The sequence below is a fragment of the Streptomyces sp. NBC_01176 genome, assembly GCF_045039825.1.
Taxonomy (GTDB): domain Bacteria; phylum Actinomycetota; class Actinomycetes; order Streptomycetales; family Streptomycetaceae; genus Streptomyces.
In genome coordinates, this window is sequence record NZ_CP108600.1 from 3,654,515 (window position 1) to 3,681,022 (window position 26,508).

The following is a 26,508-nucleotide window of genomic DNA, read 5'->3' on the forward strand; positions in this document are numbered from 1 at the left end:
CCCGGCGGGGACCGAGCGGCAGGAACGGCGGCGGAACCAGGGAGTCCGGCCGTCGAAACGGCGGGGTTCGGGCGGCGGAACAGCAGGCTCCGGCCGGCATGACGGCGGGGCGCGGCCGCCGGAACGGTGGGGTCTCGGCCGCCGGAACGGTGGGGTCTCGGCCGCCGGAACACGGGAGTCCGGTCGACGGCCCGCTCGCGAACAAAAAGGACTTCCGTACGAATAAGGTGTAGGGCGTCGGTTCCGTCGGTTTCACGCCGGCCTCGCGCACCGAGCCGTCCCCGGCCCCGGACCGAGGCGGGCCCGGACGCAGGAGAGCAGTGACCCCCACTCGGCCCAGCCGCCTCACGCTCGCCGCCCTCGCCGCCGCGCTGGTGGCGGTCCTGGCCGGCTGCGGCGACTCCGGTGCCCTGCGCGCCGCGGGTGAGACGCCCACCGCCGTCGGCCCCGCCAGGCTCTGGCCGGAGCTGCCTCCCGCGTCGACGCCCGCCCTCGACTACGGCGAGGCCGACACCGAGACGGTCAAGGGGGTCACCGCGCCGGGCGACGACATCCACAAGGTGAACCCGCTCGACGTGGTGCGCGCCGAGGTCGCCGCGCACCCGGACGAGTACTCCGGCGCGAACGCCTCGCACGCGGCGACGGCCCGGCAGCTGGAGAACTGCGGGAAGAAGGGCGCGCTCGGCAAGGACTGCCCGGTCCTGAAGGCGTACTACCGCGATCTCACCGGTGACGGGAAGGACGACATGGTGCTCGGCATCCGCTTTCCCCGCAACCAGCTGGCCGTGCGCGTGTACGCCTTCCTGGACCACAGGCTGGTGCAGGTCATGGGCACCTCGGACAGCGTGGTCAGCGTCGAGCTCGCGGGCCGCCAGGTGATCATCCGTTCGCCCTCGACCCTGCCGGGCTACGAGTTCCGTACGGTGTGGACCTGGGACGCGCACCAGAACGCGATGCTGGCGACCCGCGACGAGATCCTCCGGGTGGGCACCCCCTCCCCCACCCGGACCACCACCCCCGCGCCACTCCCGCCGCCGTCCGCGTCCGCGCCCCCGTTCACGACCTCGGGCCCGTCGCCGTCCCCGTCCCCGTCGGCGAGCGGCACATGACGCGCGCCCGACGGCACCTCCGCCCCGCCGGACACCTCCGCCCCGCCCGGCGTCTCCGTGCCGTGCGCACCCTGCGGGCCCTCTGCCGCGTCCCCCACTGGACGGCCACCCTCACCTGGAAGGCGACCGCCTTCCTCGCGGTGATGTGCTGCGGCCTCGCCGCCCTCCTCGGCGTCCTCGTGCACGTGTCGGTGACCAACCAGACCGTCGGCGAGGCCCGCGGCCGCGCGCTCGACCGGCTGACCGAGGTGACGGCGGAGTACGAGGAGGGCGACCGGCTGCCGCCGGGCGCGGGCGTCGATCTGCCGGGGCTGCCGGCCCCGCTGCGCGAACTGGCCACCGACGGCCGGCGCGGCACGATGGTCGGCGACCAGGACACGCACCCCACCATGTGGGCGGCCGGACCCGCCGGCCGCGGGCGGGCGCTCGCCGTGCAGTTCGACTACGCGCAGGGCGCCCACGCCATCGACGCCCTGGACCGGGCGATCGTGTGGTCCTCGGCACTGGCGATCGGCGCGACCCTGCTGGTGGGGGCGTTCGCGGTGACCCGGGTGACCCGGCGGCTGCACGCGACGGCGCGGGTGGCCCGGCGGATCAGCGCCGGCGACCTGGACGCGCGCGTCAACGACCCCCGTACCGTCCATGACTCCCGTACCGCCTACGACTCCCGTGGCGTCGTCGACCCCCGCGCCGTCGCCGACCCGCGTACGCAGCGGCCGACGCGCCCCCAGGACGAGGTGGCCGCCGTCGCCGGTGCGCTCGACACGATGGCGGCCTCGCTGCAGAGCAAACTGCTGAGCGAGCAGCGCTTCACCGCGGACGTCGCGCACGAGTTGCGCACCCCGCTGACCGGGCTGCACGCGGCGGCCGAGCTGCTGCCGCCGGGCCGCCCGACCGAACTGGTGCGCGACCGGGTCGCCACGCTGCGCACGCTCACCGAGGATCTGCTGGAGATCTCCCGCCTGGACGCCGGACGGGAGCGGCTGGAACTGGACTCGGAGCCGCTGGCCCCGCTCGCCGGCCGGGTGGTGTGGGCGTCGGGCACCGAGACCGAGGTCCATGTCGTGCGCGACGCACGGGTGGAGACCGACCGGCGCCGGCTGGAGCGGGTGCTCGGGAACCTGGTGGCCAACGCGCACAAGCACGGCAGGGCGCCGGTGGCGCTGACCGTCGACGGCCCGGTGGTGACCGTACGCGATCACGGTGACGGCTATCCGGACTACCTGCTGGAGCACGGGCCGCAGCGCTTCCGTACCGAGGGCGGCTCCAAGGGCCACGGCCTCGGCCTGACGATCGCGCTCGGCCAGGCGGAGGTGCTCGGCGCGCGGCTGATGTTCACCAACGCTCCCGACGGCGGCGCGCTGGCGACCTTGACGCTCCCTCGGGACGAAGGGGAAGAACGGGAACCGTGGGACGACCGGGAAGAGCCGGACGAGCACGATCAGCACGACGAGCACAACGAGCACAACGAGCACGACGAGCGGAGCGCGCGGCACGACGGGGGCGACGGGGGCGACGGGGGCGACGGGGGCGACGGGGGCGACGAGAACGGCCGGGACCGCGGGAACGGCCTCTGAGTCATCCGCCGCCGAGCGCGGTGAACCCGCGCGAGGTACACCGAAACGGACCGTTCATCACTACATGACGGGACATCAGCTCCACCACTTGCTACGTTCCGGACATGATTCAGCCCGGAATGCCCGGTTCGGACGGAACGACCGACCCGACCGGAACAGCCGGAACGACCGGAACGACCGTGGTGGCGGACCCGCCCCCGCCCCTCCCGTCCGCACGCCTCGCCAGGCGCCGCGGCATCGAGTTCACGCTCATCGTCGTCGCCGTGCTGCTCTCCGTGTACGGGTACTGCGCCGTGGGACTCGCCCGGCACGGCACCGTCCCGCCCGGCGCCGCCGGTTACGGCGCGGGGCTCGGTGTGCTGGCACTCCTCGCGCACCTCGCGGTGCGGCTGCGGGCGCCGTACGCCGATCCGCTGCTGCTGCCGATCGCCGTCCTCCTCAACGGGCTGGGCCTGGTGCTGATCTACCGTCTCGACCTGGAGACCCCCGGCGACCCGGCCGCCCCCATCCAGCTCATCTGGTCGACCCTCGGTGTCGCGCTCTTCATCGTGGTCGTGTTCTTCCTGCGCGACCACCGCGTCCTGCAGCGCTACACCTACGTCTCGGTCGTCACCGCGCTCGCGCTGCTGCTCCTGCCGATCCTCTTCCCCGCCGTGAACGGCGCCCGGATCTGGATCCGGATCGCCGGATTCTCCATCCAGCCGGGCGAGTTCGCGAAGGTTCTCCTCGCGGTCTTCTTCGCCGGCTACCTCGCGGCCAACCGCAACGCGCTCACCCACGCGGGCCGTCCCCTTCTGGGCTTCATCCGGCTGCAGTTGCCCACCGGCCGCGTCCTCGGCCCGATCGTCACGGTCTGGCTGCTGAGCGTGCTGGTGCTCATCCTGGAACGGGACCTGGGTACGTCGCTGCTGTTCTTCGGCCTGTTCGTGATCCTGCTGTACATCGCGACCGGCCGCACCGGCTGGATCGCGGTCGGCCTCCTGCTCGCCTGTGCGGGTGCGATGGCCGTGGGCCGGCTGGAACCGCACGTCCACGGGCGGGTGCAGGACTGGCTGCACCCCTTCGCCTCGATCGACGCGGGCCTCGGCCCCAACCAACTCGCCCAGTCCCTCTTCGCGTTCGCCGCCGGCGGCGTGCTCGGCACCGGTCTCGGGCTCGGCCACTCCATCCTGATCGGCTTCGCCGCCAAGTCGGACTTCATCCTCGCGACGGCGGGCGAGGAGCTGGGCCTGTCCGGGCTCTCGGCGATCTTCCTCCTCTACGCGCTCCTCGTGGAGCGCGGCTACCGGGCCGGCCTCGCCCTGCGCGACCCCTTCGGACGGCTCCTCGCGATCGGCCTCGCCTCGATCGTGGCGCTCCAGGTCTTCGTGATCGCCGGCGGGGTGACCGGTCTGATCCCGCTGACCGGCATGGCGATGCCGTTCCTCGCCCAGGGCGGCTCCTCGGTCGTCACCAACTGGATCATCGTCGCGCTGCTGATCCGGATCAGCGATTCGGCCCGCAGCCAGTACGACGGGACGGCGGCGCCGTGAGCCGCCGGAAGGACTCACCATGACCAAGTACATCCGCAGGGCCGCCGCCCTGTGCGCCGTGCTGTTCGTCGCCCTCCTCGTGAACGCCGCCCGCGTCCAGGTCGTCCGGGGCGGGACGTACGACGACAACCCGGCCAACCGCCGCCAGTCGATCGCCCGTTACGGGCAGCCCCGCGGCGACATCCTGGTCGGCGGCCGGCCGGTCACCGGCTCCAGGGACACCGGGGAGCAGCTCCGCTACGAGCGGACGTACACGGACGGCCCGCTGTACGCGCCCGTGACCGGCTTCGCCTCGCAGGTGTACGGCAGGACATCGCTGGAGAGCACGGAGGACGGCATCCTCTCCGGCACCGATCCGATGCTCTCCCCGCTCCCGCTGTGGAACGACGTCACACGCGCCCGCAACCCCGGGGGCCAGGTCGTCACCACCCTCGATCCGGCCGCGCAGCGGGCGGCGTACGAGGGGCTCGGCCGCCGCCGGGGCGCGGTCGCCGCCATCCAGCCGTCCACGGGGAGGATCCTGGCGCTGGTCTCGACGCCCTCCTACGATCCCGGACAGTTGTCGGGGACGGGCACGTCGGTGACGGACGCGTGGCGGCGGCTGAACGAGGCGGCGGACAAGCCGATGCTCAACCGGGCGATCCGGCAGACCTATCCGCCGGGTTCGACGTTCAAGGTGGTGACGGCCGCGGCGGCGCTGGAGTCCGGCGTGGTGTCGGACGTCGACGACTCGACCGACTCCCCCGACCCGTACACGCTGCCCGGCAGCACGACCTGGCTGACGAACGAGACCGAGGGCTGCGAGGACGCGTCGCTGCGGTACGCCTTCGAGTGGTCGTGCAACACGGTCTTCGCCAAACTCGGTGTGGACGTGGGACTGCGGGCCATGACCCGCACGGCGGCGGACTTCGGCTTCAACGACAGGAAGCTGCGGATCCCGTTCCTGGCCGCGCCCAGCAATTTCGACACCGTCCTCGACAGGGCGCAGCTGGCACTCTCCTCCATCGGCCAGTTCAACACCCGGGCCACGCCCCTGCAGATGGCGATGATCGCGGCGGCCGTGGCGGACGGCGGGATCGTCAAGTCGCCCTACCTGGTGGAACGGAGGAAGGGGCTGGACGGCACCATCGTCTCGACGACCGGACAGCGCACGCTCCGGCAGGCGATGAGCCCGGCGACGGCCGCGCGGATGCGCCGGCTGATGACGGACGTGGTGACGGACGGCACCGGCGCGAACGCCGCGATTCCGGGGGCGATCGTCGGCGGCAAGACCGGGACCGCCCAGCACGGCATCGACAACCTGGGGCTGCCGTACGCCTGGTTCATCTCCTGGGCCCAGGCGGACGACTCCCTGGAGCCCGCGGTGGCGGTCGCGGTCGTCGTCGAGGACGCGGCGGCGGACCGCGACGACATCAGCGGGGGCGGGGACGCGGCGCCGATCGCGAGGGCGGTGATGCAGGCCGTGCTCGGGTCCCGGGACGCGCACGGGGAAGGAGGCCCGAAGGGGCGTCCTGGAGGCCGGTTGCGGCCGGAATGAGATATCCGGCCGGAATCGGCGTACTGATGGGGGGCTCCCCACCACACGGCCCCTGTCCTGTCATGCCGGAGGTACCTCGCCCGTGAGCATCACCAGAGCGGCCCCGCCGGGGCCCGGCCACCGCGACCCGGACGGACCGCCGGTCAAGGACGCGGACGGACCGCCGGTCAGGAGCGCGGGCAAACCGCCGGTCGAGGACGCCGACGAACCATCGGCCGGGGAAGCGGGCGGACCACCGGCCGGGGTGAGGGAACCGCGGGCCGACGATCCGCAGGGCTGGCACTTCAACTCGCCGCTCGTGCTGGTCATGCTGCTGGTCGTCCTGGTGCTGGCGCAGGGCCCGGTCCGCGGCGCGCTGTCCGCGCCCGTGATGCAGAGCTGGATGACCGTGTTCGTCGCGGTGGTCCTCCAGGCGCTGCCCTTCCTCGTCCTCGGCGTGCTGCTGTCGGCGGCCATCGCGGTGTTCGTCCCGCCCGCGTTCTTCGCCCGCGCCCTGCCGAAGCGGCCCGCGCTGGCCGTGCCGGTGGCCGGGATGGCCGGGGCGGTGCTGCCGGGCTGCGAGTGCGCGTCGGTGCCGGTGGCCGGGGCGCTGGTGCGCCGGGGCGTGACACCGGCGGCGGCGCTGGCGTTCCTGCTGTCGGCCCCGGCGATCAACCCGATCGTGCTGACCGCCACCGCCGTCGCGTTCCCGCGCAACCCCGAGATGGTCGTGGCCCGCTTCGTGGCGAGCCTGCTCGTGGCGTGCTCGATGGGGTGGCTGTGGCAGCGGCTGGGCCGTGCCGACTGGTTGCGGCCACCGGCCCGCCCCTCGCACGAGGGCCTCGGCAAGGGGGCGGCGTTCTGGGGGTCCGTACGGCACGACGTGATGCACGCCGGCGGCTTCCTCGTCATCGGGGCCATGGCGGCGGCCACGCTCAAGGCCGTCGTACCGGCGAGCTGGCTGCACGCCGCGGCCGACAACCCGGTGGTGGCCATCCTCGCCCTGGCCGTCCTGGCGGTGCTGTTGTCCATCTGCTCCGAGGCCGACGCGTTCGTCGTCTCGTCCCTGACCCAGTTCTCGCTGACCGCGCGGCTGGCCTTCCTCGTGGTGGGACCGATGATCGACCTGAAGCTCTTCGCCATGCAGGCCGGCACGTTCGGCCGCGGGTTCGCCCTGCGGTTCGCGCCCGCGACCTTCGCGCTGGCCGTCCTCGGCTCGGTGCTCGTCGGGACGGTGCTCCTGTGAACCGGCAGGCCCAGGCGGCGATCATGTTCCTGGTCGGCGCGGCGGTGCTGCACGCCGGCTTCACCGACCTCTATCTGCGCTACGTCAAGGCCGGGCTGCGCCCCCTGCTCCTCGCGGCCGGTGTCGTCCTGATCCTCGCGGCGCTGGCGACGGTCTGGTACGACCGGCGCGCGTCGAAGGACGGACACCGCCACGCGGAGGGCGCGGGGGAAGGCGAGGGGCAAGGGGCCGAGAGCGGGGACGGACACGCGCACCGGGAACCCCGTGTCTCCTGGCTCCTCGTGCTGCCCCTGTTCGCCCTCATCCTGGTCGCCCCGCCCGCGCTCGGCTCCTACAGCGCCCTGCACACCGGTACGGCCCTCCAGGCACCCCTCGCCTACCCGCGCCTGCCGGCCACCGACCCGCTCCCGCTCAGCGTCGTCGACTACGCGGGGCGCGCCGCGTACGGACACGGCAGCACCCTGGGACACCGGCGGATCGAGGTCACCGGTTTCGTCGCCCTCGGCCACGACGGCACCCCGTACCTGGTCCGGATGGCCCTCAACTGCTGTGCCGCCGACGCCCAGCCGGTCAAGATCGGTCTGACCGGTCACATCCCGCCCGTCCTCCAGCCCGACGCCTGGCTGCGGGTCACCGGCACCTACACCGGCAAGCGGGCCAAGGACCCGGTCAACGACGGTGTCATCCCGTTCCTCGACGTCACCGAGGCCAAGCCGGTCCCGACCCCGCACGATCCGTACGACGAGAGCTGGAACAACTGAGACGGGGGTCCCGGGCAGCCCGTTCGCCTCGCCCGGGCGGACCTCTCCGTACGGGTCGAGGACCCTGAGCACACCCAGCGCCATCGCGGTGTCGTCGGTCCAGTGCCAGGCCGGCTCCTGCGGGGTGAGCCGGGCGCGGATCTCCGCACAGGCCTCGGGGCGGTCGCGGAAGAGCGGGAACCAGCGCTCGCCGAAGGCGTCGCCCAGCGCCAGGCCCTCCAGGCTGCGGCGCGCCGACGGGCGGTCGGCCGGGACGGAGTTCGGCTCGGGCGTCGTGCGGAGATCATGCCGGTCGGGACGGTGCGCCGTACCGGGATTCGAGCACACCGTCCCCGGCGGACCGCCTCACCCCGGTTCGAGCACACCGTCCTCAGGAGGAGGAGTCCGCGCCCGACTCGATCATCTCCTCGACCTCGGCCACGCGCGCCCGCTCCTCCGCCGCGAACCGTTGCGCGTCCAGCCGTTCCGCGATCTCCTCGTCCTGGGTCATCAGCAGATCGAGGTTGGAGTCGCCCATCTCGAAGACGCCCATGTCGACGTACGCCTGCTGGAGGCGTTCGCCCCACAGGCCGATGTCCTTGACGCAGGGGACGATGCGGCTGAAGAGCAGCCGGCGGAAGAGGTGCAGGAACTCGGACTGCTCGCTGTACCGCTCGGCCTCGGCCCTGGGGACACCGAAGTTCTCCAGCACCTCGACGCCGCGCAGCCGGTCCCGCATCAGATGGCAGCCCTCGATGACGAACTCCTCGCGTTCGCGCAGTTCGGCGTCGGAGAGCTGCCGGTAGTAGTCGCGCAGCGCCATGCGGCCGAAGGCGACATGGCGGGCCTCGTCCTGCATCACGTACGCGAGGATCTGCTTGGGGAGGGGTTTGTCCGTGGTGTCGCGGATCATGCCGAAGGCCGCCAGCGCCAGTCCCTCGATCAGGACCTGCATCCCTAGGTAGGGCATGTCCCAGCGGGAGTCGCGGAGGGTGTCGCCGAGCAGGGACCGCAGGTGGTCGTTGACCGGGTAGAGCATTCCGATCTTCTCGTGCAGGAAGCGGCCGTAGATCTCCGCGTGCCGGGCCTCGTCCATGGTCTGGGTGGCCGAGTAGAGCTTCGCGTCGAGGTCGGGGACGGACTCCACGATGCGCGCCGCGCAGACCATCGCGCCCTGCTCGCCGTGCAGGAACTGGCTGAACTGCCAGGCGGTGTAGTGCCGCCGGAGTTCGCCCTTGTCCCGTTCGGTCATCTTCGCCCAGTGCGGTGTCCCGTACAGGGTCATCGCCTCGTCGGGGGTGCCGAGCGGATCGTACGGATCGACCTCGATGTCCCACTCGATGCGCCGCTGTCCGTCCCACTGTTTGTCCTTGCCCTTCTGGTACAGGGCGAGGAGCCGGTCGCGACCGTCGTCGTACTCCCAGCTGAAGCGTGCTGCCCCCGAGGCCGGTATCTGCCAGAGGGGATCTCCCGGGTCCTTGGCGTACAGCTCGTGCGTCGGCATACTCGGCAGGCTCACACGGAGTAGACGCGTCGTCAACAAGTCGCGCACAGGGGATTGACGAGCTTGCTGACAGGCAGTCTCATAAGTAGTGACCGCCGGTAACCCCTGAAGATCCCGTACGACGAGGTGGGAACAGTCATGACGACGGTGACGGAAGACGGACTTGACGGGCTCGACGGGCTCCGCGACGCGCTCGGCCTGCTCAAGGACCGGGAGCAGGTGGCCGAACGGTTGCTCGACTCTTCCGCCAAGCACTCCTTCGACCCGGACAAGGAACTGGACTGGGACGCGCCCTTCGAGGAGGGCAAGTGGTTCTGGCCGCCCGAGCTGGTGTCCCTCTACGACACCCCGCTGTGGAAGCGGATGGGCGAGGAGCAGCGGATCCTGCTCTCGCAGCACGAGGCGGCGGCACTCGCCTCCCTCGGGATCTGGTTCGAGATCATCCTGATGCAGCTGCTGGTGCGTCACATCTACGACAAGGCGGCCACGAGCGCGCACGTGCGGTACGCGCTCACCGAGATCGAGGACGAGTGCCGGCACTCGAAGATGTTCGCCCGGCTGATCTCGCGCGGCGGCACACCGCACTACCCGGTCAGCCGTGCCCATCAGAATCTCGGGCGGCTCTTCAAGACCATCTCGACCACCCCCGGCTCCTTCACCGCCACCCTGCTCGGCGAGGAGATCCTGGACTGGATGCAGCGGCTGACCTTCCCCGACGAGCGGGTGCAGACCCTGGTGCGCGGCGTCACCCGCATCCATGTGGTCGAGGAGGCCCGGCACGTGCGGTACGCGCGGGAGGAGCTGCGGCGCCAGATGGTGACCGCGCCACGCTGGTCCCAGGAGTTCACCCGCGTCACCTCCGGCGAGTTCGCCCGTGTCTTCTCCGTCGCCTTCGTCAATCCCGAGGTCTACACGAACGTCGGCCTGGACCGGCGCGAGGCCGTGGCGCAGGTGCGGGCCAGCGGACACCGGCGCGAGGTGATGCAGACCGGGGCGAAACGCCTGACCGACTTCCTGGACGACATCGGCGTGCTGCGGGGGGTCGGGCGGCGGCTGTGGAAGGCGTCGGGACTGCTGGCCTGAGAGGGCACGGCGCCGCTGCCCGTCGCGGGGGCCCGGAACAGGGTCACCGGACGGAGCCCCGCAGGACGGGTGCGAGCAGGGGCGGCGGCGAACACACGGGTTACGCTGCCGACATGACCTCCGCGGCCCCCACCCCCGCATACCGCCGGCTGAGCGTCGAGGAGCGGCGTTCGCAGCTCCTCGAGGCGGCGCTGTCCCTCTTCGCGCACCGGGCTCCCGAGGAGGTCTCGCTGGACGACGTGGCGGAGGCCGCGGGGGTGTCGCGGCCCCTCGTGTACCGGTACTTCCCGGGCGGCAAGCAGCAGCTGTACGAGGCCGCGCTGCGTTCCGCGGCGGAGGAGCTCGAGCACTGCTTCGCGGAGCCGCCGCGGGGATCGCTGAGCGAACGGCTGTCGCGGGCCCTGGACCGCTACCTCGCCTTCGTCGACCAGCACGACGCGGGCTTCAGCGCGCTGCTGCAGGGCGGCAGTGTCGTCGAGACGTCCAGGACGACCGCCATAGTGGACGGGGTGCGGCGGGCCGCCGCCGAGCACATCGTCGACCATCTCGCCGTGCGGGACCCGGGGCCCCGGCTGCGGATGACCGTACGGATGTGGATCACCGCCGTCGAGGGCGCGTCCCTCAGCTGGCTCGACGGGGGCAAGGAGCCGCCCCTGGACGAGCTGCGGGACTGGCTGGTGGAGCAGTTCGTGGCGATGCTGGTGGCGAGCGCGGGGCGCGATCCGCAGACCGCCGACGTCGTGCGCGCGGCGCTCGCCCTGGAGGCGCCGGAGGGTGCGGTGGGGCTGCTGGCCCGGCGGGTCGTCCCGCTGCTCGGTGACGCCGCGCGACTCCTTTGAGCGGCGGGTTTGTGACACTGGTGCGGTGAAGAGCCAAGACACCCCCTTCGAGGGAGGCCCGCTGGACGGGCGTGTGCTGCCCGTCCTGCTCGGTCTGACCGGACACCCGCCGAAGGTGTACCGCGTACCGGTACCGGACGCGGCCGGCGGCCCGCCGACCGTCCTCGTCTACCGCCGCGTCCAGGCGGGCCGGAGCAGGCGCCTGGGGCTGCACCAGGGATGGAAGTACGCGTTCGACCCCGAGGGCGGCGCGGGCGCAGCGCGCGGCGGACCGAAGTGGCCCTGGTCCGGGCCGGGCACCAGGGGCGGCGGCGCCACGCCGGAGTCCCACGCCGACGAGTGAGGTTCTTGGGCCGAACCGGTCACCGGGCGCGCACGCGGGGCGCGCACGCCCCATCCTGCCGGTGCGAGGTGGACCTACCACCCCCGCACCGGAGGTGATGAAGTGTCAGGACGCATGCTGCGCCTGGTCTGTACGGTCGCGGTGGCGACCGGGGCGCTGCTCGCGCCCGTACCCGCCGTGGCCGCCCCGGCTCCCGGACCCTCGGCGTCCGCGCGGGCCGGTACGGGCGCGGGGGCCGGCGCGGGCGGTCCCGAAGTGCTCTCCGCGGCCCGGATGCTGACGAACCTCCAGCAGCGCTACCGGGAGGCCGAGCGTGCCACCGAGGCGTACAACGCGACCGTGGAGAAGCTCAAAAAACAGCGCGCCGAGGTCGCCAGGCTCGACGCGAGACTCGTCAGGGCCCGCCTCTCCCTGCACGACAGCCGCGGCGCGGCGGGGCGGCTGGCCCGGCAGCAGTACCAGAGCAGCAGCGGGGTCTCCTCGTACGTACGGCTGCTGCTCACCGGTGATCCGCAGCGCGCGCTGGACGAGGGACAGGTGATCAGGCAGCTGTCCCGGGAGCGGGTCAAGGCCGTGGACCGGCTGGCCGGGAGCGAGCGGCACGCCGACGGGCTGGCCCGGCGGGCGCGCAAGGCCCTGGACGCTCAGCTCACCCTCGCCGCACGGCAGAAGAAGGCGCGCGACGAGGTCCAAGGACGGCTGAAGGACGTCGAGCAGCTGCTCGCCTCGCTCACCGCGCGGCAGCTCGCCGAACTCGACGCGCTGGAGAAGCGGGGGACGGAGGCGGCCCAGCGGAAACTGGTGACGTCCGGGGCGCTGAGCAGCGTACGGGCCCCCTCGTCGGAGGGCCTGGAGGCGGTGGAGTACGCCGTGCAGCAGCTCGGGAAGCCGTACCGATGGGGTGCCGAGGGACCCGGGGCGTACGACTGCTCGGGGCTCACCTCGCAGGCCTGGGGTCACGCCGGGCAGCCCATTCCGCGCACCAGCCAGGAACAGTGGGCGCGGCTGCCCCGCATCCCCTTGACCGAGCTGCGCCCCGGCGACCTGGTCGTCTACTTCCCCGAGGCCACGCACGTCGCCATGTACATGGGGGACGGAATGGTGGTGCAGGCGCCACGGCCCGGGGCGAGGATCAAGATCTCACCGATCGCCGCCAACCCGGTCCTCGGCGCCGTACGGCCCGACCCCGCCGGGAAGCCCGTCCGGCAGTACACCCCGCCGGCGCTGCCCGCGGCGGCGACCGACGGGCCGGACGGGAGCGCCCGGTAGGGGCCGTCGTCCCGCCCGTCGGGGGCGCCGCATCCCGTCCGGCAGGGGCGCGGCGTCCGCCCGGCAGGGCGCGACATCCGGCTCTCACCTGCGATAGCCGAGGAGGGTCATCATGCCGGACTCGGAGTGGTACTGGTTGTGGCAGTGGAGCATCCACAGTCCCGGGTTGTCGGCGTAGAAGTCGACGACGATCTTGCGGTGCGGCAGCACCACGGCGGTGTCCTTGCGTGCTCCGACCGCCCCGAGGCCCATCAGCGCGAACGTGTGGCCGTGCAGGTGCAGGGGGTGCCACATGTTGGTGGCGTTGATGAGGGTCAGGCGGACCCGTTCGCCCTCGCGGATCGGATGGCGGCGTTCGAGGGAGTAGGGCTCGTGGTCGAAGGCCCAGTCGAACCTCCGCATGCTGCCGGTCAGCTTGACGCGCAGCTGGCGGTCCGGACCGGAGTCGTTGAGCGCCACCGACTCGTGCGGCCGCATCCGTCGGGCCGGTACCACCTTGCCGTCGAGCTCACGCGGATGCACGGAGGGCCGCGGCAGGGCCCCGCTGGAGGTGCCCAGGACCGCCAGCGCCCGGGCGTTCTTGCCCTCGGCCAGCGCGACCAGCGGGAACATGCCGTCCTTGGCGGTGATCAGCACGTCGTAGCGCTCGGCCATGCCGATCAGCAGCGCGTCCGTCGTCATGTGCTCGACCGGATAGCCGTCCGTGTGGGTCACCGTCATCTGGTGCCCGCCCAGCGCCACCCGGAAGGCCGTGTCGCCCCCGGCGTTGATGATCCGCAGCCGGATGCGGTCCCCGGGGCGCGCCCGGAAGACCGAGGGGGCCTGCGGGATACGGCCGTTGACCAGGTAGTACGGGTAGTCGACGTTGCCGCCCTCGCTGCGCAGGATGCGGCTGCGCGAGCCGTGCAGGATGCGCGAGGGACCGGTGGAGCGACCGTGGCCCGACGACTGCGCGCCGGCCGCCGCGTCGTGGCCTGATCCGCTGTGCGCGCCGCCCTCTCCCATGTCCATCGGCGCGCCCCTGCCACCGCGCAGCTGGGAGAGGACTCCCTCCGGGGTGGAGCCGCCCACGCCGTCCACCCAGTCGTCGAGGACGACGACCCACTCCTTGTCGTAGGACAGGGGCTCCCTGGGGTCCTCGACGATCAGGGGTGCGTACAGGCCGCGGTCGAGCTGCATGCCGGAGTGCGAGTGCAGCCAGTAGGTGCCCGCGTGCGCCATGGCGAAGCGGTAGGTGAAGTCCGCGCCGGGCTTGATGGAGTTCTGGGTCAGTCCCGGCACGCCGTCCATGTCGCAGCGCATCCGGACCCCGTGCGAGTGCAGCGTGGTGTCCGTCGGCAGGTGGTTGGCGACGGTGAGGGCCAGGATGTCGCCCTTGGTGACCCGGACCTCCTTGCCGGGCAGCGCGTCGCCGTACGCCCAGGATCTGACGATGCGTCCGCCCAGGTCGAGGGAGGTCTCGGCGGCGGTGAGCCGGAACTCCCGGACGGGTCCGGTGCCGCGTCTGCGCTCGGCGGCGAGGACCTCGGGATCGGAGGGGTTCACATAGCCGCCGGGTCCCCTGGGTACGAAGCCGCCGCCGTCGCCCGCGTTGCCGGCGGCTCCGGCCCCCGACTTCGGGCTGGACCCCGAGTCGGAGCCGGAGCAGCCTGCCAGGACTCCGGAGCCGACGGCCGCGATCGAGGCACCCAGCACGGTGCGCCGCTTATATGTGTGCATGGATGAATAACACACGTCTTGTCCGCATGTGTGCGAGAACTGGCGCGGCGTGTCCTGGCACCAGGGTGGTGAAGAATCGTTACTTCCCTGGCCCGCGCGGGCGCCGGCACTCCTTGGAGGAGCGCCGGGAACCGCGCGGCCGGGCACGCTCGGCCCACACCGGGAGGGGGGACTCAGGCCCCCGCGACCGAGGCGAGGTACGCCTCCGTCTTCTCCGGCTCATAGAAGAAGTTCTCGAAGTCCGCCGGGTTGTCGAACCCGTTGGCGAAACGGCGAGCCACCGGCTCGAGTTGGGTGCCGGCGCCGATCAGCTGGAGGACGTGCTCCGGCGGGACGCCCAGCATGGCGTTCGTCCACTTCGTCACGTGCTGGGCGGTGTCCCAGTAGCGGTCGAAGGTGGAACGCATCCAGGCCTCGTCGAACTCCTTCTCGCCGTGCTCCAGGATCGAGCCGAGGTAGGCCGCCGCGCACTTCGAGGCGGAGTTGGAGCCCTGGCCGGTGATCGGGTCGTTCGCCACGACCACGTCGGCGACGCCCAGGACCAGGCCGCCGCCGGGGAGACGGCCGACGGGGTTGCGGACAGTGGGCGCGTAACGGCCGGACAGCGTCGCGTTGGCGTCGGTCAGTTCGACCTTGGTGGCGCGCGCGTACTCCCACGGCACGAACCGCTCCATCAGCTCCAGCGTCAGGGAGAGGTGCTCCGCCGGGTCCTTGACGCCGTTGAAGACGTCGGCCGGACCGCCGGGCACACCCTCCCAGAAGAGGATGTCCGCGCGGCCGGAGGTGGTGAGCGTCGGCATGACGAAGAGCTCGCCGACACCGGGGACCAGGTTGCAGCGGACCGCGTCGTAGTCCGGGTGCTCCGGGCGCGGACCGAGACCGTGCACATAGGCGACGGCCAGGGCCCGCTGCGGCTGAGCGTACGGGGAACGGGAGGCGTCCCGGCCGAACATGGACACCAGTTCGCCCTTGCCCGCGGAGACCAGCACGAGGTCGTACGTACGGGAGAAGTAGTCCAGGTCGGAGACCGCGGCGCCGTGTATCACCAGCTGGCCGCCGCGCTGGGCGAACGTCTCCATCCAGCCGGCCATCTTCACCCGCTGGTCGACCGACTGGGCGTAGCCGTCGAGCCTGCCGACCCAGTCGATCGCGCGCTGCGAGGGGCCCGGGTCGAAGGAGCCGGGGGCGGCGACCGAGACGCCGAGCCCCTCGATCCTCGGGGCCTGGGACTCCCAGAAGTTCAGCTGGAGATCGCGCTCGTGCTGGAGTGCCGTGTGGAACATGCACTGCGTCGACATGACCCGGCCCGTGCGGATCTCGTCCGCCGTCCGGTTCGACATCAGGGTGACCTCGTACCCGTTCGACTGGAGGCCGAGGGCGAGCTGGAGTCCGGACTGACCGGCTCCGACGACGAGTATCTTCCGCATGGGCGTCCTTACTCTGCGTACGTCTTATTCGGGGCTCACGTCGAGCGCGTGCCCCACCAGCGCGAGGAGCGTCTCGACGACCGAGATCCGACGCCTGGCATCCATGATCATGACAGGTATGTGCGGAGGCACCGTGAGGGCCTCACGCACGTCGGCGGCGTCGAACGGCTCGCTGCCGTCGAAGTGGTTCACCGCGACGACGTACGGAAGTCCGCAGCTCTCGAAGTAGTCGAGCGCCGGGAAGCAGTCCTTGAGGCGGCGGGTGTCGGCGAGGACCACCGCGCCGATCGCGCCGCGCACCAGGTCGTCCCACATGAACCAGAAGCGCTGCTGCCCCGGCGTGCCGAAGAGGTAGAGCACCAGGTCGTCGTCGAGCGTGATGCGGCCGAAGTCCATGGCCACGGTGGTGGTCAGTTTCTCCGGTGTCGCGCTGAGGTCGTCGGTGTCCTCGCTGGCCTGGGTCATCAGCGCCTCCGTCTGGAGGGGCGTGATCTCGGAGACCGCCGTGACCAGCGTGGTCTTGCCCACGCCGAAACCGCCCGCGACCACGATCTTGGTGGCGATCGGGGCGCGACTGCGGTCCGTCTGCCAGGCCTGGAGGTTCTCGTCGGACTCCGCCCCGGACAGCGGCACCGGGGCCAGTGGCATCGGAGCCGTGGCGGGGAAGGCGGTTCGCGGCGCGCCCTCAGAGACGACGGAGTCCATTCAGCACCCTTTCCAGCAGAGCGCGGTCCGGCTGTCCCGGGCCGTGACCTGTTCCGTACACACGGATCTTTCCCTGGTCCGCCAGGTCGCTCAGGAGCACGCGGACCACACCCAGCGGCATCCTGAGGAGGGCGGCGATCTCGGCCACCGTACGCATCCGGCGGCAGAGTTCGACGATGGCCCGCATCTCGGGCATCACCCGGGTCTCGAGCGACCCGTTGGTCAGTTCCCTGCGCTCCTCGGGGGCGTCGAGCGCCGCCACGAAGGTCTCGACGAGCAGCACGTGCCCGAAGCGGGTACGGCCGCCGGTGAGCGAGTAGGGGCGGACCCGGGCGGGTTTGCGGTCGCCGCCGCGTATGGGGAGCTTGGGCGCGGAGGAAGAACTCACTGGGCACTCCCCGTCGGCTTGGCTTCTAGTGACTGGCGCAGTTCGCTGCGGAGTTCGGGGGTCAGCACATGGCCGGCGCGGCCGACGAAGAGCGCCATGTGGTAGGCCACCACGCTCATGTCGCAGTCCGGGGCGCCGTGCACACCGAGCAGCGAACCATCGCTGATCGACATCACGAAGAGACTGCCGTCGTCCATCGCGACCATGGTCTGTTTGACGCCGCCCGCCTCCATCAGCTTCGCGGCGCCGATGGTCAGGCTGCCGATGCCGGAGACGATGGTGGCGAGGTCGGCGGCGGACCCCTTGGGGCCGGTGGGGCGCTGCTCCGTCCCGGTGCGGGCCTCCGCGTTCCTGCCGGGGTCGGAGGAGAGCAGCAGCAGACCGTCGGAGGAGACGACCGCGACCGACAGGAGTCCCGGCACCTCCTCGACGAGGTTGGTCAGCAGCCAGTGCAGATTGCGGGCTTCACTGCTCAGACCGAAAGTACTGGGCGCGGTCAACTGCTTGCCTCCTCGACTGTGCCCCCCGATGCGTCTACTGCGTCCGTTGCCCGGTGAGGTGCGGTGGCCGGGCCGTCCGGCGCGCCGGGGGTGCGTGTCTGTGCCGTCCGTTCGGCGATCTCCGCCTCGACGTCGCGGCGGCCGTCCGTCGCACCCCGGTGGAAGCCGCCGAGCCTGCGCCGCAGCGCCTCGGCGTCCACCCCGCCGGCACGCGCCCGGGGGGCGGGCGCGGGCGCGGAGATCTTCGGGGTGCGCTTGGGCAGGCCCTTGTCGGTGACCCGCTCCGGCTCGTCGTCCGGTGCGCGGTCGTGGACGTCGGGTCCGATGGCATAGGGGTCGGTGGCGGGCCGGGGGGCGGGCACGGTGTGCGGGGCGGGAGCCGCCGCGGCCGCGCCCGGTCCGTCCGCCGCCGTCGCGGGACCGTCCGCCGGCGCCGTCGCGGGATCCTCCGCGGGCACCGCCGGTGCCATCGGTCCGGCCGCCGGTGCCATCGGTCCGTCCGTCCGCGTGACCGGGCCGCGCGGCGGCGGGACCGGCGCGTCGGCCGGCGGCACCGGCGCCAGGACCATCGTGGTCTCGGAAGCCGTCGGATCGGGTACGGGCGAATCCTGCGCCCCGGCGTCCCGTACGGCCTCTTCCGCCGCGGCTATCAAGGGGTCCTCGTCCCCGGCCGCAGTGGCGGGGACGGCCGCCTTGAGGGCCGAACGTCCGCGCAGGACGTTGGAGTTGACCTCGGCGGCGGCCCCGGGGAGGGTCACCGTGGGGGCGGCGCCGGGGACCGGGGTGGTCGAGGGGACCGTGCCGGCGGGCGACGCGGACAGCAGCGTCTTCGGGAGGACCACCACCGCGGCGGTGCCGCCCTGCTTCTGCTCGCGCAGCTGTACGCGTACGCCGTGCCGGTGGGCGAGCCGGGCCACCACGTACAGGCCGAGCCCGAGTCCGTCGCCGCTCTCCTGGTCGTACGCGTCGTCCGGATCGAACGCGGAGAGACGGGCGTTGAGCTGGGTCATCCGCTCGGCGGCCATCCCGATGCCCTCGTCCTGCACGGAGAGCATCACCTCGCCGTTCTCCAGGAGCCAGCCGGAGACCTCGACGGGGAGGTCGGGCGGCGAGAACGACGAGGCGTTCTCCATGAGTTCGGCCAGCAGGTGCGAGAGGTCGTCCGCGGCGTAGCCGGCCAGGTGGGCGTGCGGCGGCAGCGCGGCGATACGGACCCGCTCGTACCGCTCGATCTCGCTGACCGCGGCGCGCACGACGTCGACCAGCGGGACCGGGCCCGCGTGGTGCTGGACGTGCTCGTGCCCGGCGAGGACCAGCAGGTTCTCGCTGTGGCGCCGCATGACGGTGGCGAAGTGGTCCAGCTTGAAGAGCGTGCCGAGGCGCTCCGGGTCCTGCTCGCGCTCCTCCAGCCCCTCGATGACACCGAGTTGCCGCTCGACCAGGCCGAGGGTGCGCAGCGCGAGGTTGACGAAGGTGCCGTGGATGGTGCCGCGCACCTGCTCCAAGTGGGAAGCGGCCTGCGCGAGTTCGGCCCGCAGCCGATCCCGTTCGTCGGCCATCAGCCGGCGCTGTCCGACGAGGTGCTTGCGGTCCGCCTCGAGCGTGGTGAGCCGCTCGTGCAGCCCGGCCGCGTGCGCGTGCAGCGCGTTGACGGAGCGGACGACCTGGGCGAACTCGTCGTTGCGGCCGGTGAACCTGACCGGTTCCCCGGCTCCCGGGTCGGCGGCGAGGCGGGCCGACCCGATCCGCAGCACGGCCAGCGGCCGGGTGAGCGTGCGGGCCATCGCCATCGAGACGCCGACCGCGACCAGCAGCAGGGCGCCGATCACGGCGATCCGGACCTCCAGCGCGGTGACGTCGTCGTCCCGCAGCAGTTCGAGGTCCTTGGTGCGGTGGTCGTAGAGGGAGGCCTCCGCGCCGCGCATCAGCTCGACCCGGGCGGAGAGCGCGGCGTCCGCCTTCTTCGTGCTGGTGTCGAGCTCGTCGTCGGAGAACGTCGGCTGGTCGGTGAGACCGGCGAGGTACTTGTCGGCGGCGGTGACGTCCGGCCCGGTGACCGTCGAGTCGTAGGAGGCCCTGGCGGCCTTGGGCGCGGTCTCGCGGAAGTCGGCGAGGGCCGCCTCCGAGCGCAGCCGGGCCTGCTGGGCGGCGGCGCTGAGCGCGTCGCGCCGCTTGGTGCCGGCGGCCGACGAGCTGTTCGTGGTGGTCGGCAGTCCGGTGAGCGGGTCGATGACCGTCCGTGTCGTGCGCGGGATGCTGAGAGCGGCGAGGAGCAGCCCGCGGGCGGCGGCGGACTGCTGGACGGCGGAGTCGAGCTCGGCGAGGGAGTGCGCGCCGGAGCCCGCCCGGGGCGGCAGTCGCTCGGCGAGGTCCTCGGCGAGGCCGTGCAGTTCGGTGATGACGGCGGAGTAGGCCTCGTGGGTCTCGAGAGCGTCGCTCTTGCCGGTGAGCGCCGCTCTGCGGACCGTGCCGATGCCGTCCAGGTCGTTCAGCAGCACGGCGGGCGCGTCCTCGTCCGCCCGCAGCTCCGTGACCTGCCGGTCGACCCGGGCGCTGCGCTGCTCGGAGGGTGCCTTGGACTTGGGGCGGCCCGCGGCGATGTACGTGGTGACGTCGTCGCGCTCGTCGGCCAGCGCGTGCGCGAGCGTCAGCGCCTCCTGGGTCCGCTGCGCGAGCGTCACCAGGTTCTGGGAGTCGTTGAGTTGCTCGGAGGCCGCCATGACCGTGGGGGCGCCGGCGCCGGCGATGGCTGCCGCGACGACCGCCACGGCGACGATCAGCCGATTGCGCACGTGAGCGGCGCGGCCCTTGCCCGCGGAGGTGTCCCCCGCGGCCCCCGGCGTGCGTTCCGCGCCCCCCTCGGGGGCCGACTGCCTGCCTGTGCGCCGAGACCGCATTTTCTGCACCGGTGCTCGCATTCCTGACTCGTGTACCCAAGGGACCGGGTGACGCTCCGTCAATGAAGGTGTCCGCCCTCCGCACGCCTTCGACTCGGCGTGTGCAGGGGGTACCCCCCATCGGCTCCCGACCCTCCCAGTGCCGGTGGGCAGTGGTCGCGCATCATCTGACCCGCCACCCGAAGGAGTGAACCCCGGACGGGAGTTGGCGGGCAAGTTCCTGTGGCGTGTGCGCCCCCCTTGCGCGGCGGGCCGGTTGGACGTCGGCGGCGGGCTTTGGCAGTATTCGCCGCCACGTGTTCCCGGAGTCGATCATTCCATGCCAAACCAGGCGGCTGAGCTGCGGGTCCGTACCCGTTCGGCGACCGTTGCCAGCCTTTCGTGGACCTTGTGAAGAGCTCGTGCAGACTGGCTGGATGCGCACCGAACTCGTTTCCGAACCGGGTGACCCGGGCCGCCCCAATGAGGACTTCGCATCGGTCGGGCTTCCGGCCTCGGGACAGGGGGGTTCACTGGTCCTCCTCGACGGCGTGACGCCGCCGCCCGGTGACGACGGATGTCTTCATTCCGTCGCCTGGTTCTCGGCGCGGCTCGGCGGGTCTCTGACCGAACTATCCGTTTCCCGCCGGGATCTACCCCTGTCGGAGATCCTTTCCCGGGCGATCCGGCGCACCGCCGAGGCCCACGCAGGCTCCTGTGACCTTTCTCACCCGCGGACGCCGCAGGCAACCGTGGTGGTCGTACGGTGGTCCGCCGAGCTGGTCGAGTACCTGGTCCTGTCGGACTCGGCCCTCCTGCTGGAGTCCCCCGCCGGGGAGGTGACACCGGTCCTGGACGGCCGCCTCGACCTCGTCCCGCGCGCCTGGCTCGCCACGGACGCGATCGCCGACGCGACGGTCCGCAACAAGGAGGGGGGCTTCTTCACGGCGGCGGCGGATCCGTCGGTCGCGGCGCGGGCCGTGACGGGCGTGCTGCCGCGTGCGGAGGTGCGCGCGCTGGCCGCCCTCACGGACGGCGCGACCCGCTGGGTCGAGAAGTTCGAGGAGGGCGACTGGGGCGAGCTGTTCACCCTCCTCCGGAAGGAGGGCGGGCAGGCCCTCGTCGACCGCGTACGGACGTTGGAGCGCGACGACGCGGAGAACCGTGTGCGTCTGCGCCGGAGCAAGACGCACGACGACGCGACCGTGGTGTTCGTGGAGTACTGAACGGGGCCCGCGCGCGGGCGACCCGCCGCGCGACGCGACGGACGGCGCCCGGGCGTCGGGGGCGCCGAACCGTCGAGGAGGGGCGGGGGCCCGGCGAAAGGGGCACGCGCGGGGGGCCGGCGTGCGTGGAGTCGTGCGGCCAGCCGCTGGACGGCGGGCGCCCGGGAGGGCGTGCCACCCGTAGGGGCCCCGAGTCCCCTACGAGGTGGCGGGCCGCGCTATGGGGTGGCGGGCTCCGCGACGGCGGGCCGTCCTCCAGGACGGGCGGGGAGCCCCTGGAGCAGCACGGCACCCACGAGACGCCCCGCGGCTGCGGCCCACGGGTGGCGGACGCGTCCCGGCGACCGGCGCCGGGCGCCCGGCGCCCGGCGCCCGAGACAGCATGCCGCCCGCGGGAGGCGGACCGCCCACGGGGAAGGCGGACCTCCCACGGAACAGAAGGGCACCCCCAGGACGGCCGCCCCGGAGCGGCGCGTACCCGCGACTCGGCGGACCCCGGTCGGGGCGGACCGTCCGCGAGGGCGGGACGGCGGGCAGGCCTCGTGGAGACGGGCGGCCCCGTGGGGAAGGAACCGCCCGCGGAGCAGTACGGCACCCACGGGGCACCGGTCCGCCCGCGGAGCGACCGTTACTTCTCCATGCCCTGGTTCAGCTGGTGCAGCAGCCGGGCGAGTTCGGCCACCTCGTGCGGGTCCCAGCCGGCCAGCTCGCGGACGTACCGCGCCCGTCTCGCTTCCCGGACGCGGCGGAAGCGGTCCCGGCCCCCCTCGGTGAGGTGGACGAGCCAGGCGCGGCCGTCGGCCGGGTCGGGCTCGCGGGCGACGAGGCCGAGCTCCTCCAGGGCGCGGAGCTGGCGGGACATCGTGGCCTTGCCGACCCCGATGTAGGCGGCCAGTTCCGTGGCGCGCTGGCGGCCGCACTCCTCCAGACGGAAGAGGAGTCCGTACGCCGAGGACTCCAGGTCCGGGTGCACCTCGCGGGCCATCTCACCGGAATTGGCCCGGGCGCGTCGCAGGAAAACGGTCAACTCCCGTTCCAGCGCCGGGAATTCCTGGTCCACACCATTTTCCGACGCCTCGGATTCGACACGACGTCCGTCGCCGTTTGCGCCCTCGTGCACGTCAGCACCCCTGACCCGGTTTCCCGATCCTGAAAGTTTCTGCCAAAAGTCGCCGTTGCCGCAGCTCCGCCAGTATTTCGCAGGCATAGACCAACGGCAGCCTCCGGGCCCCCTTCCCCGCGGCCTTCCCCGTGCCTAGCTTCTTCGACAGACAAATACTGGCATGCGCACGCCATCAACAGGTCGACGAGGACCTGGCCCCCACGGGCGTCGGGCGCGATGCCGTCAGTCCGTCAGTGTTCCCCCCACCGTGCACCACCGATCCCCTCGGAGGCACGACATGCCCGCGCACGGATCCGGAAGCCGCACCACGCCCCCACCGGGGCGCCCGCCCAGGGCCTGGACGCTGCTCGCAGCCCTCTCCGCGCTCTTCTTCCCCCTTCTCCTCGCCCCTCCGGCCCAGGCGTCCCCCGCGCTCCCCGCCACGCCTGTACGGAGCGTCGCCCCCTCCTCCCCCACCGCCACCGTCTCCGACCCCGCCCCCGCCCGCGGTTCCGCCTCTCTGGGCATGGGCGTCCTCGCGCACGACGGCCGGAGCGGCACGCCCAGCACGGGTGACGCCACCCAGACGGAGGGCGTGGACGTCAGTGGCCATCAGGGCAACGTCGCCTGGTCGACCCTGTGGAGCAGCGGGGTCAGGTGGGCCTACACCAAGGCGACCGAGGGGACGTACTACACCAATCCCTACTTCGCCCAGCAGTACAACGGCTCGTACGACGTCGGCATGATCCGGGGCGCCTATCACTTCGCGACCCCGGACACGACGACCGGCGCCACCCAGGCCAACTACTTCGTGGACCACGGCGGCGGCTGGTCCCGTGACGGCAGGACGCTGCCGGGCGTGCTCGACATCGAGTGGAACCCGTACGGCGCCGCCTGTTACGGCAAGACGCAGAGCGCGATGGTCAGCTGGATCAGTTCCTTCCTCGCCCAGTACAGGGCGCGCACGGGGCGGGACGCCGTGATCTACACGGCCACCAGCTGGTGGAGCGACTGCACCGGGAACTACGGCGGATTCGCCGCCGCCGAACCGCTGTGGATCGCCCGCTACGCCTCCGACCCCGGCACGCTCCCGGCCGGCTGGTCCCTCTACACGATGTGGCAGTACACGTCGTCGGGACCGACGGTCGGTGACCACGACAGGTTCAACGGCGCGCTCGACCGGTTGCAGGCGCTCGCCAACGGGTGAGCGCCAGGACAGGGGAAGGCCCGGGCTCCCTCACGGGCCCGGGCCTTCCCCGTCCGGACGTACCGGCGGCGTCCGTCACGCCGCCACCGACACCTCCGGGGTCGCACCGCTGGTCGCCGGGGTCAGCGCCAGCTCCAGCACCTGCCGGACGTCCGTGACGGCGTGGACGTCGAGCTTCTCCAGGACCTCGGCCGGGACGTCGTCCAGGTCGGGCTCGTTGCGCTTCGGGATCACGACCGTCGTCACCCCGGCCCGGTGGGCGGCCAGCAGCTTCTGCTTGACGCCGCCGATCGGCAGCACCCGGCCGGTCAGCGAGACCTCGCCGGTCATCGCCACGTCCGTACGGACCGGCCGTCCGCTGAGCAGCGAGGCGAGGGCGGTCGTCATGGTGACGCCCGCGCTCGGACCGTCCTTGGGAACGGCGCCCGCCGGGAAGTGGATGTGCACGCCCCGGTCCTTCAGGTCGCCGACCGGCAGTTCCAGCTCGGCTCCGTGCGACCGCAGGAAGCTCAGCGCGATCTGCGCCGACTCCTTCATCACGTCACCCAGCTGACCGGTCAGGGTCAGACCCGCCGCGCCCGTCTCCGGGTCGGCGAGCGACGCCTCCACGTAGAGGACGTCACCGCCCGCGCCCGTGACCGCCAGCCCGGTGGCGACACCGGGCACCGCGGTACGGCGCTCGGCCGGGTCCTGGGCCGACTCGGGCACGTGGTGCGGCCGTCCGAGGAGCCCGCGCAGATCGGCGTCGGTCACCGTGAACGGCAGTTCCCGCTCGCCGAGTTCGTGCTGTGCCGCGACCTTGCGGAGCAGCCGGGCGACGGCCCGCTCCAGGTTGCGGACGCCCGCTTCCCGGGTGTACTCCCCGGCGAGCTTGCGCAGCGCGCTCTCGTCGAGCGTGACCTCGTCCTTCGCCAGACCGGCCCGCTCCAGCTGCCGCTGCAGCAGGTGGTCACGGGCGATGACGACCTTCTCGTCCTCCGTGTACCCGTCGAGCCTGACCAGCTCCATACGGTCGAGCAGTGCCTCCGGGATGGCTTCGAGCACGTTGGCCGTCGCCAGGAACACCACGTCGCTGAGGTCGAGTTCGACCTCCAGGTAGTGGTCCCGGAAGGTGTGGTTCTGCGCGGGGTCGAGGACCTCGAGCAGGGCCGCGGCCGGGTCGCCCCGGAAGTCGGAACCCACCTTGTCGATCTCGTCCAGCAGGACCACCGGGTTCATGGACCCGGCCTCCTTGATGGCGCGGACGATACGGCCGGGCAGGGCGCCGACGTACGTACGCCGGTGGCCGCGGATCTCGGCCTCGTCCCGGACGCCGCCGAGGGCGACCCGGACGAACTTCCGGCCCATCGCGTGCGCGACGGACTCGCCGAGCGAGGTCTTTCCGACGCCGGGCGGTCCGACCAGCGCGAGCACGGCACCGCCGCGCCGCCCGCCGACCACGCCGAGCCCGCGCTCGGAACGCCGCTTGCGCACGGCGAGGTACTCGGTGATGCGTTCCTTCACGTCGTCGAGTCCGGCGTGCTCGGCGTCCAGGACGGCCTTGGCGCCCTGGATGTCGTACGCGCCGGTGTCGTCGGTCCGCTCGTTCCACGGCAGCTCCAGCACCGTGTCGAGCCAGGTCCGGATCCAGGAGCCCTCGGGCGACTGGTCACTGGACCGCTCCAGCTTGTCGACCTCCTTGAGCGCGGCCTCACGGACCTTCTCGGGGAGGTCGGCGGCCTCGACGCGGGTCCGGTAGTCGTCGGACTCCTCGCCCTCCTTGGCGTCGCCGTTCAGCTCGCGCAGCTCCTTGCGGACGGCCTCCAGCTGGCGCCGCAGCAGGAACTCGCGCTGCTGCTTGTCGACGCCCTCCTGGACGTCCTTGGCGATGGACTCGGCGACGTCCTGCTCGGCGAGGTGCTCACGCAGCTGCTCGGTGGCGAGCTTCAGCCGGGCCACCGGGTCGGCGGTCTCCAGCAGCGTGACCTTCTGCTCGGTGCTCAGGAACGGGGAGTAACCGGAGTTGTCGGCGAGCGCGGACACGTCGTCGATGGCCTGTACGCGGTCCACGACCTGCCAGGCCGCGCGCTTGCGCAGCCAGCTGGTGGCGAGGGCCTTGTACTCCTTGACCAGTTCGGTGACGTGGCCGGGCAGCGGATCGGGCACGGTCTCGTCGATCTGGGTGCCCTCGACCCACAGTGCGGCGCCGGGACCGGTCGTGCCGGCACCGATCTTCACGCGTCCACGGCCGCGGATCAGCGCGCCCGGGTCGCCGTCGGCCAACCGGCCGACCTGCTCGACGGTGCCGAGCACACCGGTGCTCGGGTACGCCCCGTCGATGCGTGGCACCAGCAGAACCCGCGGCTTGCCGGGCTCCGACCGCGCGGCGGCCTGGGCCGCCTCCACCGCGGCGCGCACATCGGCGTCGTTCAGGTCCAGCGGAACCACCATCCCGGGCAGCACGACCTCGTCGTCGAGCGGCAGCACGGGCAGGGTGAGCGATGTGGACGTCGAAGCCATGATCTTCCCTCCGGCAGTCAAGTTGAGCTACACCGACTCAATGCACGTGAGTCCCCGATTGTTCCCCGGGGCCTGTTCGCTCTGGGCGATCACTCGGCCAC

21 protein-coding genes and 1 pseudogene are annotated in these 26,508 nt (G+C 72.4%); 12 read left to right on the forward strand and 10 right to left on the reverse strand.

Annotated features, from left to right (window positions below):
- Nucleotides 1–320 precede the first annotated feature (320 nt).
- From OG199_RS15490 to OG199_RS15515, 6 genes are all read left to right on the forward strand, one after another.
- Nucleotides 321–1,109 (forward strand): hypothetical protein, encoded by a 789-nt coding sequence (locus OG199_RS15490; protein ID WP_356799362.1) that lies wholly within the window; start codon nucleotides 321–323, stop codon nucleotides 1,107–1,109.
- Nucleotides 1,106–2,686: an ATP-binding protein gene (locus OG199_RS15495; protein ID WP_405829932.1), complete on the forward strand. Its 1,581-nt coding sequence runs from the start codon at nucleotides 1,106–1,108 to the stop codon at nucleotides 2,684–2,686. The genes OG199_RS15490 and OG199_RS15495 overlap by 4 nt, the downstream gene beginning before the upstream one ends.
- Nucleotides 2,687–2,805: 119 nt before the next feature.
- Nucleotides 2,806–4,218 (forward strand): FtsW/RodA/SpoVE family cell cycle protein, encoded by a 1,413-nt coding sequence (locus OG199_RS15500; protein ID WP_356799422.1) that lies wholly within the window; start codon nucleotides 2,806–2,808, stop codon nucleotides 4,216–4,218.
- Between the two features lie 19 nt (nucleotides 4,219–4,237).
- Nucleotides 4,238–5,755 (forward strand): penicillin-binding transpeptidase domain-containing protein, encoded by a 1,518-nt coding sequence (locus tag OG199_RS15505; protein WP_405829933.1) that lies wholly within the window; start codon nucleotides 4,238–4,240, stop codon nucleotides 5,753–5,755.
- Nucleotides 5,756–5,999: 244 nt separating this feature from the next.
- On the forward strand, nucleotides 6,000–6,980 hold the full coding sequence (locus OG199_RS15510; protein WP_356799424.1) for a permease: 981 nt from the start codon (nucleotides 6,000–6,002) through the stop codon (nucleotides 6,978–6,980).
- Entirely contained in the window at nucleotides 6,977–7,741 is a 765-nt protein-coding gene (locus tag OG199_RS15515; protein ID WP_405829935.1) for a TIGR03943 family putative permease subunit, read from the forward strand. The genes OG199_RS15510 and OG199_RS15515 overlap by 4 nt, the downstream gene beginning before the upstream one ends.
- 39 nt (nucleotides 7,742–7,780) lie before the next feature.
- Here OG199_RS15515 and OG199_RS15520 read toward each other — a convergent pair.
- Nucleotides 7,781–7,963: pseudogene (locus OG199_RS15520) on the reverse strand (ADP-ribosylglycohydrolase family protein); the annotation flags it as partial.
- Between the two features lie 148 nt (nucleotides 7,964–8,111).
- A complete protein-coding gene (locus tag OG199_RS15525) occupies nucleotides 8,112–9,224 on the reverse strand; it encodes a ferritin-like domain-containing protein (RefSeq protein ID WP_405829937.1) in 1,113 nt (370 codons plus the stop codon).
- Between the two features lie 138 nt (nucleotides 9,225–9,362).
- Between OG199_RS15525 and OG199_RS15530 the strand changes: the two genes are divergently transcribed.
- The 4 genes from OG199_RS15530 to OG199_RS15545 all read left to right on the forward strand — a co-directional run bounded on the left by OG199_RS15530 (nucleotide 9,363) and on the right by OG199_RS15545 (nucleotide 12,758).
- Nucleotides 9,363–10,307, forward strand: a complete 945-nt coding sequence (locus OG199_RS15530; protein ID WP_356799369.1) for a diiron oxygenase — start codon at nucleotides 9,363–9,365, stop codon at nucleotides 10,305–10,307.
- Between the two features lie 113 nt (nucleotides 10,308–10,420).
- Complete coding sequence (locus OG199_RS15535) at nucleotides 10,421–11,146, forward strand: helix-turn-helix domain-containing protein (RefSeq protein WP_356799371.1); 726 nt, start codon at nucleotides 10,421–10,423, stop codon at nucleotides 11,144–11,146.
- Nucleotides 11,147–11,171: 25 nt separating this feature from the next.
- Nucleotides 11,172–11,489 (forward strand): hypothetical protein, encoded by a 318-nt coding sequence (locus OG199_RS15540; protein ID WP_351715517.1) that lies wholly within the window; start codon nucleotides 11,172–11,174, stop codon nucleotides 11,487–11,489.
- Between the two features lie 102 nt (nucleotides 11,490–11,591).
- Nucleotides 11,592–12,758, forward strand: coding sequence for an NlpC/P60 family protein (locus OG199_RS15545; RefSeq protein ID WP_405829940.1), 1,167 nt, complete (start codon nucleotides 11,592–11,594; stop codon nucleotides 12,756–12,758).
- A gap of 84 nt (nucleotides 12,759–12,842) precedes the next feature.
- Here the strand turns inward: OG199_RS15545 and OG199_RS15550 are convergent, their stop codons facing one another.
- The 6 genes from OG199_RS15550 to OG199_RS15575 all read right to left on the reverse strand — a co-directional run bounded on the left by OG199_RS15550 (nucleotide 12,843) and on the right by OG199_RS15575 (nucleotide 20,415).
- On the reverse strand, nucleotides 12,843–14,477 hold the full coding sequence (locus OG199_RS15550) for a multicopper oxidase family protein (RefSeq protein ID WP_356799374.1): 1,635 nt from the start codon (nucleotides 14,475–14,477) through the stop codon (nucleotides 12,843–12,845).
- Nucleotides 14,478–14,650: 173 nt separating this feature from the next.
- Nucleotides 14,651–15,904: a styrene monooxygenase/indole monooxygenase family protein gene (locus tag OG199_RS15555; RefSeq protein WP_356799376.1), complete on the reverse strand. Its 1,254-nt coding sequence runs from the start codon at nucleotides 15,902–15,904 to the stop codon at nucleotides 14,651–14,653.
- Nucleotides 15,905–15,928: 24 nt separating this feature from the next.
- Nucleotides 15,929–16,609, reverse strand: a complete 681-nt coding sequence (locus OG199_RS15560) for a GTP-binding protein (protein ID WP_401799630.1) — start codon at nucleotides 16,607–16,609, stop codon at nucleotides 15,929–15,931.
- Entirely contained in the window at nucleotides 16,590–16,997 is a 408-nt protein-coding gene (locus OG199_RS15565) for a DUF742 domain-containing protein (RefSeq protein ID WP_356799378.1), read from the reverse strand. The genes OG199_RS15560 and OG199_RS15565 overlap by 20 nt, the downstream gene beginning before the upstream one ends.
- Nucleotides 16,994–17,497, reverse strand: coding sequence for a roadblock/LC7 domain-containing protein (locus tag OG199_RS15570; RefSeq protein ID WP_168530199.1), 504 nt, complete (start codon nucleotides 17,495–17,497; stop codon nucleotides 16,994–16,996). Before OG199_RS15570 ends, OG199_RS15565 begins: the two co-directional genes overlap by 4 nt.
- Complete coding sequence (locus OG199_RS15575) at nucleotides 17,494–20,415, reverse strand: nitrate- and nitrite sensing domain-containing protein (RefSeq protein WP_405829944.1); 2,922 nt, start codon at nucleotides 20,413–20,415, stop codon at nucleotides 17,494–17,496. Before OG199_RS15575 ends, OG199_RS15570 begins: the two co-directional genes overlap by 4 nt.
- A 395-nt stretch (nucleotides 20,416–20,810) precedes the next feature.
- Here OG199_RS15575 and OG199_RS15580 point away from each other — a divergent pair, with 395 nt between their 5' ends.
- Nucleotides 20,811–21,599 carry a hypothetical protein gene (locus tag OG199_RS15580; RefSeq protein ID WP_356799382.1) on the forward strand — a complete coding sequence of 263 codons (789 nt, stop codon included), beginning with the start codon at nucleotides 20,811–20,813 and terminating at the stop codon, nucleotides 21,597–21,599.
- A 628-nt stretch (nucleotides 21,600–22,227) separates the two neighbouring features.
- On the opposite strand, the gene OG199_RS15585 is transcribed toward OG199_RS15580, so the two are convergent.
- Nucleotides 22,228–22,719 carry a MarR family winged helix-turn-helix transcriptional regulator gene (locus OG199_RS15585; RefSeq protein ID WP_266701327.1) on the reverse strand — a complete coding sequence of 164 codons (492 nt, stop codon included), beginning with the start codon at nucleotides 22,717–22,719 and terminating at the stop codon, nucleotides 22,228–22,230.
- Nucleotides 22,720–22,999: 280 nt separating this feature from the next.
- Here OG199_RS15585 and OG199_RS15590 point away from each other — a divergent pair, with 280 nt between their 5' ends.
- Complete coding sequence (locus OG199_RS15590) at nucleotides 23,000–23,908, forward strand: lysozyme (protein ID WP_356799384.1); 909 nt, start codon at nucleotides 23,000–23,002, stop codon at nucleotides 23,906–23,908.
- Nucleotides 23,909–23,983: 75 nt separating this feature from the next.
- Here OG199_RS15590 and lon read toward each other — a convergent pair whose 3' ends face one another.
- Nucleotides 23,984–26,407, reverse strand: a complete 2,424-nt coding sequence (gene lon, locus OG199_RS15595) for an endopeptidase La (protein WP_356799386.1) — start codon at nucleotides 26,405–26,407, stop codon at nucleotides 23,984–23,986.
- Nucleotides 26,408–26,508: the final 101 nt, after the last annotated feature.